Annotated in this window: 10 protein-coding genes; 3 read left to right on the forward strand and 7 right to left on the reverse strand. The window is 55.0% G+C overall.

Annotated elements, in window-relative coordinates:
- The 6 genes from RZS28_RS17125 to RZS28_RS17150 all read right to left on the reverse strand — a co-directional run bounded on the left by RZS28_RS17125 (position 1) and on the right by RZS28_RS17150 (position 5,742).
- Complete coding sequence (locus RZS28_RS17125) at positions 1 to 720, reverse strand: WbqC family protein (RefSeq protein ID WP_407338939.1); 720 nt, start codon at positions 718 to 720, stop codon at positions 1 to 3.
- Positions 717 to 1,397 (reverse strand): hypothetical protein, encoded by a 681-nt coding sequence (locus tag RZS28_RS17130; protein ID WP_407338940.1) that lies wholly within the window; start codon positions 1,395 to 1,397, stop codon positions 717 to 719. Before RZS28_RS17130 ends, RZS28_RS17125 begins: the two co-directional genes overlap by 4 nt.
- A gap of 332 nt (positions 1,398 to 1,729) precedes the next feature.
- Positions 1,730 to 2,506, reverse strand: a complete 777-nt coding sequence (locus RZS28_RS17135) for a glycosyltransferase (RefSeq protein WP_407338941.1) — start codon at positions 2,504 to 2,506, stop codon at positions 1,730 to 1,732.
- A gap of 199 nt (positions 2,507 to 2,705) precedes the next feature.
- Positions 2,706 to 3,296, reverse strand: coding sequence for a phage tail protein (locus RZS28_RS17140; RefSeq protein ID WP_407338942.1), 591 nt, complete (start codon positions 3,294 to 3,296; stop codon positions 2,706 to 2,708).
- Between the two features lie 535 nt (positions 3,297 to 3,831).
- A complete protein-coding gene (locus RZS28_RS17145) occupies positions 3,832 to 4,815 on the reverse strand; it encodes a hypothetical protein (protein WP_407338943.1) in 984 nt (327 codons plus the stop codon).
- A gap of 258 nt (positions 4,816 to 5,073) precedes the next feature.
- Entirely contained in the window at positions 5,074 to 5,742 is a 669-nt protein-coding gene (locus RZS28_RS17150; protein WP_407338944.1) for an acetyltransferase, read from the reverse strand.
- Between the two features lie 101 nt (positions 5,743 to 5,843).
- Here RZS28_RS17150 and RZS28_RS17155 point away from each other — a divergent pair, with 101 nt between their 5' ends.
- On the forward strand, positions 5,844 to 7,511 hold the full coding sequence (locus RZS28_RS17155; protein ID WP_407338945.1) for a radical SAM protein: 1,668 nt from the start codon (positions 5,844 to 5,846) through the stop codon (positions 7,509 to 7,511).
- Here the strand turns inward: RZS28_RS17155 and RZS28_RS17160 are convergent.
- Complete coding sequence (locus tag RZS28_RS17160) at positions 7,495 to 8,637, reverse strand: DegT/DnrJ/EryC1/StrS family aminotransferase (protein WP_407338946.1); 1,143 nt, start codon at positions 8,635 to 8,637, stop codon at positions 7,495 to 7,497. The genes RZS28_RS17155 and RZS28_RS17160 overlap by 17 nt on opposite strands.
- Before the next feature lie 832 nt (positions 8,638 to 9,469).
- Here RZS28_RS17160 and RZS28_RS17165 point away from each other — a divergent pair.
- A complete protein-coding gene (locus tag RZS28_RS17165) occupies positions 9,470 to 11,188 on the forward strand; it encodes an ankyrin repeat domain-containing protein (protein ID WP_407338947.1) in 1,719 nt (572 codons plus the stop codon).
- Positions 11,181 to 11,630, forward strand: coding sequence for a hypothetical protein (locus RZS28_RS17170; protein WP_407338948.1), 450 nt, complete (start codon positions 11,181 to 11,183; stop codon positions 11,628 to 11,630). Before RZS28_RS17165 ends, RZS28_RS17170 begins: the two co-directional genes overlap by 8 nt.
- The last annotated feature ends 24 nt before the right edge of the window (positions 11,631 to 11,654 follow it).

Raw genomic sequence — 11,654 nt, forward strand, 5'->3', positions numbered from 1 at the left:
CTAATCGAGCATATAGGTGCTGCGCAGAATGTCCTCACGCAACAGCGCCGGGTCTTCATTCATCAATGCCGGCAGCATGTATTTGAAGACGCCGTCATAGGGAGCAAGGAATTCGAGCGCGACGCCGTGACGATGAAAGACGTCGCGATCATATAGCCCGACGCCCCCGGGCGCGTTGACATAGATGCGCCCGCTCAAGGCCTCGACGAGGGCGATGACGCGTTCTTGACCGCGTAGCGCCGGGTCGAGGCCGAATTCCGAGCTCCGGACGATTTGAGCCGGCAATTGCAGCGCATCCGCAACGAGCCGCAATCCGGTTTCAAGAAAGCCCATCACGGTTTCGAGCGGAGCATGAAGATGGGCGCGGACCCGCTCGGCCACCAACCCGCGCCGCGCTTTAAGCCATGGCAGCCGTGTCAAGCGTGCGTCGAAGATCTCGCGCGCACCGACCTGGAAAGAAAGGTTCTTAATCAAAGTGTCGCGCGGCTGGCGGGCGAGCGGCAGAGTCAGCCATTCCCGCGCACCGGCCAGACCCGGCACTTCGCATCGATGCACGCGGCCACGACGGACAAATTGCACGTCGTCGAAAATGACGAATGTTTGGACCGCCGCGAGCAGCCGGAAATAGCCCGCATAAGGATAGAAATAAGGCTGCATCACTGCGATTGCGCCTGGACGCGGGCCGCGTTGAGGATCGACGCGGGTGATCGTCCGGCTCATATGCCGTACTGCGCAGTCAGGCTGGCAAATCTTTCGCACGCGCGGCGATATAATTCGACGTCGGCAGCGCGATGTGTATCGATCGCCTTGCGAACGGCGGGATCGATCGGATAGGCGTCGCCGGGGCGGTTCGGATTGACGTTCTCACGCGCGGCTTCCGGAGGAAGCTTGCGACCGAACACGGCCTCGAACAGCGCGACGCCGCGCTCATACTGCTCCGTCAGCCCGACCAGCGCGAAATCGTCGAGCGAATTGCTACCGAGATACATCGATTGAAAATTAGGGACGGCCTCGATCATTTCCGGGAGCGTCGGCCGAAGCTCGTGGAATTTCTGCACCCATGGGTGCTCCAGCTCTGGATGGCGCAGCAAAAATTGATAATGCGACACCGCTTGCTGGTAGGGATCGCGGAAAAATGCGGTGAATTCGACTGTCGGAAATTGTCCAACATATTTGTCGGCGATGAATTGGCCGTAGATGAGATCGAAATCGCGCAAAATTTCGTCGCGGCAGGCATGCATCTTGGCGGCTTGCGCGGCCCGCTGGGCATAGGCCTCAGGCGTATCCAATCCAATCCAGTCCGCATAATCGCAGAGCATCCGCGCTCCAAAAGCAGCCTCGAGACGCAGGCGAAAGGACTTTCCTGCCGTCTTAGGGACGTGGATTGAAACGATCACGCGATGTGCCTTTCAGTTCCTGCACGTTTCAATAATTTGCGACCTACGCGAAGCGCGCCGCCCAGCGAATATTCTAACAGGATCGCCTCTCATCAGCATTAATCGTAGACCAATATGGGCATTTCTAACAAATTGGTCGCGCACCCCCGCATTATAGCCCCGCTCATACGGGTGAGGCGCGGTCAAGCAGATAAGTCTTCCGCATCACGGCGATACAATCCGACCTCGTTGGCACAACCACTTATTGTCTTGTGAATTGCTGAACCCAGCCGCATTGGATCGGCATTCTTGTGTGCGGCTTCCACTGGAATCAGCGAGAGCTGAGTCGCATCTTATGCGAAGTCCGACGTGGTGTTGAAGTTGTAGGAAGATGTATGAAACCGGTCGCGAGCCTTTGTGTCATATTCGGGATAATCAAAAAAATTAAGCAAGGACAGATGTCGATGGCGGACCTTGGTGGATATGCCTGCCTGGAGCCCGGCTTCCTTTACCGCCTTGTAAATGAAATGATCCGGCCCTGATGGAATAATGTCCAAAAGCTGCGTTCGCAACATTACCAATCGCCCCGGCGGGTTGAATGGTTCGATGATAAGTTCGTTTGGAGGATTAACAGGAAGGCAACGTTCGGGACTCTGCGCTTTGATGAGAGCTGCGCGTCTTTCTTCTGGCATTTGCGGGGCTATGTTGCGAGCTGTTTCGGGATCGATAAAGTCGCTCGTATCGATGTAGGATCCCAAAAGAGCCAGTCGTGGATTTTCGTCCATCAATGCACAAAGCTGCGACAGCCAGCAGGGCGTAGTGTCAAATATGACGACGTCGCTTTCTATGCACGCAAAATAGTCGCCGTAAAGATGACGGTATTTGTATATTGTTTCAAAAAGGCGGGTCGGCGAATTTGTGCTCGCCCATTCAATGGCATGAAACATACCGCGCCGCCCAAATCCTTCGACGACCTCGCGGACGCCTGGATCATCGGAATTATTGTCCACCAAAATGAACCGCACAGGACAACGCGTATATCGGTACAAGCTATCCAGGCAAGTCCATAAATAATGAGGGCGATTCCACGAGAGAATAAAGACGGTCACTGGACTGACTGGGTTTGTCATGGACGGGCCTACGGTCGACGATTGCCGCCGTCACCATACCAACTCAATCACTTATTGAAAAATCATCTACAAGTTTCATCAGGAAGGCAATTGCAGGCGCGCCTTCAAAGTCACTGAAGCCATTTCTGGAAGAGCAGCGTAACTAATCACGCTACTCATTGCTGGTCAGCCCTGGGCTCGGGCTTTCAAAAAAGCGCTTTTATGGCCGCGATGGGTAAATGCCTTGAGTGGCGACGCACCAGCTCACGGCGAGCGCAGGGCTTTGTGTCGGAACCGGTAGCCCGCCGCCGGTCAGGCCGATCGCGGCGGAAGACATAGCGGTATCCGCAGGTGCAGTGCTTGCCGAATAGATCTTTTCACCTGCAGGAAAGGTCGCCAACAACGCTCCGGCGGGAAGGTTTTGATTGTTGCTTTGCGAAGTAGCTTTAAGCTGATGTGTATGAGGAGGTAATTGTGCTATCGTCAGATTGACGGAGGACGCGCCGTAGGCGGTCCCGATGGCCTGGCCGTTTGGAGGCGAGCCAAAGGCCACAGGGGCCCGTCCTGTCAGGTCAGGTAAGTTGAAATTTGTCGTGCCATTGCCGCCGTAATATGTTCCATAAAGCGAAAAAAGGGCGCTATTGGCGCTGATGCTGAGAGTTTGGCCATTCGCAGGCGCCCATCCCACAGGACAAAAATTGAAGCCGAAGAGACGGATTTCGCCGAGATATGGTTCCTGGGCGAAAGCCCAGCTAACACAGGTAAGGTTCAGGGCGGTCGCAAACACCGCGGACGCGAGCAGTCGCTTCATGAAATAGTCTCCAAGTTCGCCCAAGAAGCCAACAGCAGACAGATGCCGGGCGGATTTCGGCCGAGGGCTTCAGACGCAATTAGATACCCGCCGAGCAAGCCACGAATTAATGACGAGGTTCATATCTAAAGGCAGCGCGGTTCTTTGGTACGCGCCATAGCGGAAATTGCCGGAAGTAATGAATATCGCCTAATGAAAACTAATAGCTCGATATCGGGCATATGGTCAATCGCAAAGCTGAGGCCAATCGGCCGTGAGATTGGAAGACGTTCGGCGCTCATGCGGCAACTGTAGACTGGCAACACGCAGTCACCCGTCGAGGAGTCACACTTGCGCGTGGAACGCGTCGGGGGCCGTCTAAATTTGACCTATCGGCAATCGTGGACCGAGCGTTCAAGTGGGCGGCCGTAAGTCTGGACACTCACGTCTTCGGAGCAAGCTGATGCTGCGAGGTCCAACTTCGTCGACCAACAAAGCGTGCTGGTTCTTTCGCGAATGGCGCCCTCGAAAAGCCGAAGCACGCAGGTGAGCTCGCTCAGGGACAGGCTGGTCGCGTCGGTATGGCCCCGCCCGGCAGGCGCGCCCAACCGAACCCGCCGCCGCCAAAATCATTTCCATTATAAAACATCATCAGGTCTTCGCCATGCGGCGCCACGCAGGCATAGGCCTGCATCCATCCGTCGAAGTCGCTTGGCTCAGGCGGGTTTTCGAAGACCACCGGCTCAGCCGGCGCGGAGAAGCCGCCGCATTCGTCCGCCGCGATCGAAACCAGGCGATAAGGGGACCCGTCGGGGCCCCGATAGACCTCGCCACGGCGGCTAAACCAGAGCCGCCGGCCGTCATCCAACTCTATGACCCAGGGCCGTCCGAGTCCCGCTTCCAAAGAGTCCTTCAAGGCGACGACCGTTTCGGAGCGAGGGTCGAAGATCAAGCCATCGGAGGAGCTGGTCGTGCGGATCTCATAAAAAGGGTCCAGTCGACCATTGATTTCCCGCCATCCCGTGCCGCCGACATAATACATCCGATAGCCTTCAGCGGTCCTGAATACGGTCGGCGCAGTGCTGAAATAAGGATCGAACGGCCCGGTTCCATGCACAGGCCCGGAAAAGGCTTTGTGAAAGTTCAGACCATCGTCGCTGACAGCGAGACCGATCGCGGCTTGCCCCCGGACATCTTCGCGGACGCAGACGCCGATATAATAGAGACGGATCAGCCCATCGACCGCCAGGGCGGCCGATGGGCAGACGCCGCGATGGTCGAATGTTCCGGGCGGCCCAAGCGCCAACATGGGATCGAAATGTTCCGCGAGGATCTTCATCTTGTCTCCGGGGTCGACGTCCACGGCTACCAAATGCGTCCGATTATCGTGATCGCGCGCGCCGAAATAGACGCGCCAAAGTCGGTTCGACAGCGGCAAAACGGTAGGCAATTGGGCGTGGCTTTTCCACCAGGAATGCTGCGGCTTGACCGAAACGAGCAGGCCCTCGCGGTGCCAAAGAGACGGAGACCGACGACTCATCGGAAGAGCCTTTCGACAAGCTCAGAGAAAAGAAAAGGAGCGCCATGCTCATTTGAATCCATATTTGTCCCGAATCCAAAGACGACCGGGAGGACCTTCGGCAAATTGTCGGAGATTGAATATGGCGCGCCCTCATCAGCTCGACATAGTGATCGAATCGGCGAAAATGCGCCTGAAGCGATCGAACTCCGCATTTGGCTGGACTCTCGCGGATGACGGGCCTTCAGCCGATCGGCCTGCCTTGAGCGGCGTCGGCCCTCAGCGGAAGACGAGTCGCTTAATTCGTGAGGCCTTATAGGGAGCGACGGCGTCATTCGGGCCAGGCACGACGCTTTCGTCCGGCAAGTTCTTTTTCACGACGGCGCCGCCGCCGAGGAAGCAACCGGCTCCGATTTCGACGCCAGTTTCGATCCCGACCTTCCCGCCAAGGAAACAACGCTCTCCCAATTTTACGCCGCTGCCCAATCCAACATGCGACGACAGAAAGCAATAGTCCCCGATGACGGCATGGTGACCTATATGGTTGCTGCTCCAGATCATCGCCCCATGACCGATTCGAACGAAGGGTTGAATGACGTTATTCTCCAAGATGAAGCAGTTTTCGCCAATGTTGCTCGTGTAGATATGCGAGGCGGGATGTATGAAAGAGGCGAATGCGTAACCGCGTCGCTTTCCCTCGAGATGGCGATCGCGGCGCAATTCGTTGAGCCGCCGATAGCTCAAAGGGCCGAGGAGTTCGACCGAACCTGGCGGAAAGCGCTCCTCCAAGCGATCCCAAGCCACGAGCGGACATCCGTGAAGGCTATCGGCCGTCTTATAGGCAGCGTCGACCGTAAATCCGACGATCCGGTGCGTGCTGTGCATATCTATATAAACTTTGGCGACTTCGGCGATCTGGCCAGCGCCAAAAACCACGATATCCGCCATTTTCAAAACACTCCCCATTGCGCGCAATTTCACCTATGCTTGCATAGGGCTCAAGATTTTTCAGCTTACTCGAAGGAGCCATGGCGGTGGAGTTTTCCAACGTGAGCGCACTGCCTGCGGCGAAAAAAATGCGGCGGCTCTCGGTTTGCCTGATCAATCCCCGATTCGAGCCGACTTATTGGGGTCTCGATTTCGCCCTTCCTCTCATGCCCGGGAAAAAGCTTTATTCGAATGTGACGGGCGCTCTGCCAGCCGTGGCGGCGCTGGCTCCGCCTCACTGCGATGTCGCGCTGCTTGACGAAAATGTCGAGCCGATCGATTTCGAATCGCTCCGCAGATTCGACGTAATCGGCCTCACCGGCATGATCGTTCAGGGTCCTCGGATGCACGAAATTCTGCTGGAGCTCAAGCGCCTGCCCGCCATTATCGTCGTGGGGGGCCCGCATGTATCCGTCGCGGAAGATGTCTTCAAGGAGCTTTGCGATGTTCGGTTCATCGGCGAGTCTGAAGAGACTTGGCCAGCATTTCTCAATGCGCTCGGAGCCGGCGAGAAAGTGGCTGAGCGCTACGAGCAATCAGCCAAGACGGATATGACCACAGTTCCCCCTCCCCGTTTCGACCTCGTCAAAGCGAATCGTTACAGATTGGCCCCGCTGCAATTTTCGCGCGGGTGTCCGTTCATGTGCGAGTTTTGCGATATAATTACAATTTTTGGGCGAAGGCCGCGGGTGAAGAGTTGCGAACAAATGATCGAGGAATTCGATGCCGTTCGGCGCGCCGGCTTTCAATCCTGTTTCCTGTCTGACGACAATTTCATCGGCAATAAGAAGGAAGCGAAGAAACTCTTGCATGCTCTCATCGCTTGGCAACAAGCGCACGGATATCCGCTTCAGTTCTACACCGAGGCGAGCATCAATCTCGCCGACGATGCGGAATTGATCGATCTGATGGTCGAAGCCAATTTCCGCCAGGTCTTCATTGGAATCGAATCGCCGCGACAGGACTCGCTAGCCGAAACCCGCAAGGTGCAAAACATCTCGCGCGATAGTTTCGACGCCAGGATCCAACGCATTCGCGACGGCGGTCTGGTGGTCATAGGCGGCTTCATCGTCGGCTTCGACCATGACGACGAGGCAATTTTTGAAGAGCAATTCGAATTCATCCAACGCACCGGAATAGCCCAAGCGGCGGTGGGCCTTTTGACCCCAATTCCAACGACGCCCCTCTATGATCGGTTGCTGGCCGAGGGGCGGCTCGATTTCGCAGATCCCGACGTGACCTTTCGCCCCAAACTCATGAGTCGAGAAGCGCTGAAGGAAGGCTATGATCGATTGCTTTTGCGATTGTATGAACCGGACGCCTATTTCAGTCGGCTATACGCGGGCTATCGGGGGTCGCCCGCGTTCCGCCGAAAACGCGCGGCGATGGACGCCATGGCGTCGGGCTCGCAGTCTAGTGCGGCGAAGATCCGCGGCGCCATCGGCGGCCTGGCTCAGGCGCTGAAACTCGGGCGGGCGCTCGCGCGCGCGAAGCTCTTGCGCCGGCTAGGAGGGGCCTATCTGCGCGCCTGGTTCGTCGAGAATCTGCCGCTCAGAGGCGAGGCTCTTCCGTTCAGCATGTTCATCCATGTTTGCGTGATGCACTGGCACTTTTTCAATGTGGTTCGACTGCCACGTAAAAACGGGTTTGGGGCTTTAACGCCGCAAACTGTCCCGACGAACAGGGCCGAGACGCAAGTCGTCGCCAGCGCTCTCACTGCGTCAGGGTAGCGGCTAGCGCCGCGACGATCCGCTCGACTACGCCTTCCGACAGATCCGGCGCCATCGGGAGACCGATGAGCCGCGGCGCAAGCGCCTCGACTCCGGGGAGGACGTCACGCGAGACATGGCGAAAATAGGCTTCTCGGTGCAGTCCACGACCGTACCAGAGCCGATGATCGAATCCCGCGCAATCAAGGGCGACTTGGGCTGCGCCAGCGCTCTGTTCACTCGCAGCCTCGAAGAGAACGTAATTCGAGCTCACCGCGGGCGCCACATGGAGGCGTAGCCCTCTTGGCTCGGCAAATTCGCGATAAGTTTCGGCGACGCGACGAAATGCAGCGCGTTTTTCCGCCCAGCCGTCCAATTCGGCAAGACCCACGGCAGCTTGATATTCGCTCATCTTGCCGTTGAAGCCCGGTCCTGTGGTTTCCCTCACGCCGTCGAAGCCAAAGTTCAGCGCCGCGATGGCCGCTCTCGCAATCGCCGGATCGGTAGAAACGATAGCGCCGCCTTCGCCCGTGCTGAAGGCTTTCGTCGCGTGGAAACTCAAGACGACCGGAACAGAGCCGATCAAGCTCTTCGCATCGTCCGCCAATGCTTCGAAAGACGCAGCGGCGTCGATCACCACCGGCACGCCCGTTTGTTGCGAAAGACGCACCCAAGCCGTTTGGGCGAGCCGCCGGCCATAGGGGGCGGCGACAAGTATCACGCCGACACGATCAAGCAGCGGATGCGCGGCGAGAACGTCAGGATCCATCGCCCAGGTCGCTTCGTCCACATCGACCAAATGCATCTGATAGCCACAAAGCTCTGCGGCCAAAGGCGCCGCGACGAACGTGTAGCCCGGACAAAGGCAGAGCGGCTGCTTCGCCGTCGCGCGCCCGGCGGCAGCCAGAATCGCACCGGTCAGAGCCGCGGTTCCCGAAGCCGCCCCGATAACGCAGCCCGTGGCGATCGAAAACGCCGCCGCAAGCCGGCTCTCGAGTAATGCGCTCAAATCGCCGTGGTTTGTATAAAGCCGCGACGCATCCAACTGCGCGAGGTATCCGGCGACAGATTCGGCCTTGGGCAGGAGGGGCCGATAGACCGGCACGAAAGGCCCGTTAGAGTCCAAAATCTGCTCGACAACGGACATAAAAAGCGATCTTCAATGAAAAGCGACGTAGCTTTGGCGGGCGCATCACGGCGCGATAAGCTATTTAAATATCTTCCCTTTTTGCGTCACGAGCAACCTAGATTAGCCCAGCGGCCTGTCTTTGGCAGACCATGGACGCCAAACCCAAATGCTTCAAGGCGCGACAATGGCGTGCTTCTCTCGGACTACTTTGGCAGTACAAATGTGTGCCATTCGAAATTCGAAGTCGTCGTGCGCGCGAACGGAGGAAGCCCCGATTATCACCAAATTTGAAATGGAGTTGCAGCTGCTTGGGAAGAAGGCAAGCACATTAGCATTGAAACTGTCCAGTTATGCGCTCAATTCGTGGAACGAATCGCAGAAAAACGAACGTCTGAGAGCCGATCCAAGAAGAATCGATCCTTGAACAACGGGTCGCGGAGTCAGGGCGCTGACCGACCCAGATCGCGCAGACATGTCGGGTCTGCGCTAGCCACGCTCTAAAATCTTTGCTCGCTCATATTCGGCGATCATGACTTGAACCCGGAGCAGGAGATCATCTTCCTCCGTGCCGCCGATCAAAGAGCTCAGAAAAATGTCTTCCGCACCAGCTTTGTGAAACCCGTCGATGAGAAAGACTCGCCGATCTGAAGGCTGGGCGTTGACATTGAACGATAGATATTATTTTCTTTCAAGCAAGTTCAGCGTTTCACACCCATCAAAGTTGACGCCTCCCCGGATCGCTCGGGTCAGTGCGATTTATATTTCATATCACGTAGCTAGGTTGGTGAAAGTCGCCGCCATGAATTTGTTGAAGAGCTTTTTCTGATAGTCAACTATCGAGACAGCAAAATTGAGCCAGACAATCCAGCCAAAGTACAAAAATGTCCCGATGATTTTCTTATTTGGAACACAAAAATCTGGGACGACATGGCTACGAAACATCATCAGTCATTTCACGCCAATAAATTCTCAGGCGGAATGGCAGCTTCCATATTTGGTCGAAGCTGCCGAAAATCATGTTTCAACATTATGTGCAGCTCCGCGGGCAATTCAAAGGAAAGCCGAATTGGCATTTGTTCGCGCCGCCTTTAGCTCTTTGCTGGCTCAGGTTCCTGGATGTTCTTGCGACAAGAGCGCGTACCCTTGCCTTCCTGGCGCGGGGCGAGACGATCGAGTTTTTGCTTACGCAGTGGATATGGGTCGATATTTCTTTCCCCGAGCCAAGCAGGTTATGATTGTCCGAGATCCCCGTGATGTTTTTGTCTCTTCGAAAGCCTATTGGCCTGATCTTGCCGAGAGACGCATAGCTTCATTTGATGATGCCTATTTGCGAGAGTTTATCAACAGTTGGTCTCGCTGCAATTTGACGTGGTTGTCTGCTGCTCCGGATTTTATTGTCAGGTATGAGGATCTAAAAAACGATTTTGTCGCGCAAGTTACAGACCTTCTAAGTGCTCTTGATTTTGAAGCATGTCCGATAAGGCTAAGAAAAGTGCAAGCGGAACTTGAGACAATAGATATTTCAAAAACGCGTGACCCCATATTTTATCGTAAAGGAATTGTTGGCGACTGGCAGGACGAAATGACGCCGCATCAGAACAAGATTATTTGGGATGCGGGAGCCTTTGCCATGGAGCAGTTCGGTTATACACGGCTTGGGCGGGTTTCATGTAAAACACAACCATTTACTGGCCTTGACATCATTTCGTTTGACAGAGTCATAAAGCACAATGATCAGGCTGGTAGCGTATTTTGTACGCCAGATGGTCTTCGTTGCTTCGTTTTCGATGATGGCTTTTACCTGGATCTGAACGTCGTGGACCTTGTGTGTGCTCCGATTGACTCCGATGCAAAACAGATATTCCTCTTACTGGACCTTGCTTGGGACGATACCAATGATCTGAACGGTAAATGGTGCGCTGCCGTTCAAAATGCTGACGCGAGTTCTGAAATAACGCAATGGTTCAGAGCATCCGCAAGGCCAGGCAACTATGGCCGTGCGACTAGTGCCGCGTTTACCTTTCCTATCGAGGCTGTTCAGACGGAAGGGGGGCATAAGCCAATTAGAATCAAGATTTTCAATGGCGCGCAGACCCCTATTACCGCATGGATCAAGATCATGCGTTTTGGATTATTGTCTCGATCTTCGCCTCTTTCACATCAACTTTCAGACTTGATCGAGGCCGATCCGCCGCCTGCCGATCCACACAATGCCTTCTTCAGATCAGTCGGCTGGAGCCATCTGCATTTTGCAGCAAATTTTGGCAGTTTAGAGATTGTGTCTCGCCTTGTAGAGCGAGGAGTCTCACCTGATGTCGCTGAACGCAACGGTGCTACACCATTGCACAGAGCTGCCGATTTCAATCACCTTAATATAGCTGAATATTTACTGAATAACGGTGCGAATCCGAATGCTATCGATAGTTCACTACGTGAGACGCCTCTTGACGTTGCTTTACGCAAAAACCATAAAGAAATAGCTCAGCTTTTACGTAAGCATTACGGGCGGGAATATCAAATCCTGAATAGTGGTATTGCTGTCACCGAACCGGAGCAGAACGATGGATAAGCTCTTCTTTCCTCCCCTTAAAGCATTCTGTAATAAGCTAAATATTAATGAAAGTGACTTTCTCGATGCAAGTTTGGAAGAAAAGAAAGTTGTTATCTCTCTAAAGTTGTTAAAGGCGCTTCTGCTGGCGGCCATTTCTGATTTGCAAATCGACCCCCATCAGTATGCTGAAGAGAATCCTGATGTGGCTCAGGCGCTGCAAGACCGTCCGTCAGGCGAATATGCCCATCATTTCAGACAAGCAGGTTACTTTGAGGGGCGTCCAATGCCCCTGGAATTTGATCCAGAGTTTTATATCGCTCAGTATCCCGATATCGCAATAGCGGTCAAATTACACAGTCTGAATGCACGGAGCCATTACGTCAACGCCGGAATATATGAACAGAGGACGCCAAGTGCATTAGCTCAGGAGGAGGTCGAATATTGGAGTTCAAAACTGTGAACACCAAACTTGAAGACTATAGAG

The sequence above is a fragment of the Methylocapsa polymorpha genome (assembly GCF_045689225.1).
Lineage (GTDB): Bacteria > Pseudomonadota > Alphaproteobacteria > Rhizobiales > Beijerinckiaceae > Methylocapsa > Methylocapsa polymorpha.

Bases quoted from the DNA above. Each gene is read 5' to 3' on its own strand.
- RZS28_RS17125 (WP_407338939.1), bottom strand. From the start codon at position 720: ATGAGCCGGACGATCACCCGCGTCGATCCTCAACGCGGCCCGCGTCCA.
- RZS28_RS17135 (WP_407338941.1), bottom strand. From the start codon at position 2,506: ATGACAAACCCAGTCAGTCCAGTGACCGTCTTTATTCTCTCGTGGAAT.
- RZS28_RS17140 (WP_407338942.1), bottom strand. From the start codon at position 3,296: ATGAAGCGACTGCTCGCGTCCGCGGTGTTTGCGACCGCCCTGAACCTT.
- RZS28_RS17145 (WP_407338943.1), bottom strand. From the start codon at position 4,815: ATGAGTCGTCGGTCTCCGTCTCTTTGGCACCGCGAGGGCCTGCTCGTT.
- RZS28_RS17150 (WP_407338944.1), bottom strand. From the start codon at position 5,742: ATGGCGGATATCGTGGTTTTTGGCGCTGGCCAGATCGCCGAAGTCGCC.
- RZS28_RS17160 (WP_407338946.1), bottom strand. From the start codon at position 8,637: ATGTCCGTTGTCGAGCAGATTTTGGACTCTAACGGGCCTTTCGTGCCG.
- RZS28_RS17170 (WP_407338948.1), top strand. From the start codon at position 11,181: ATGGATAAGCTCTTCTTTCCTCCCCTTAAAGCATTCTGTAATAAGCTA.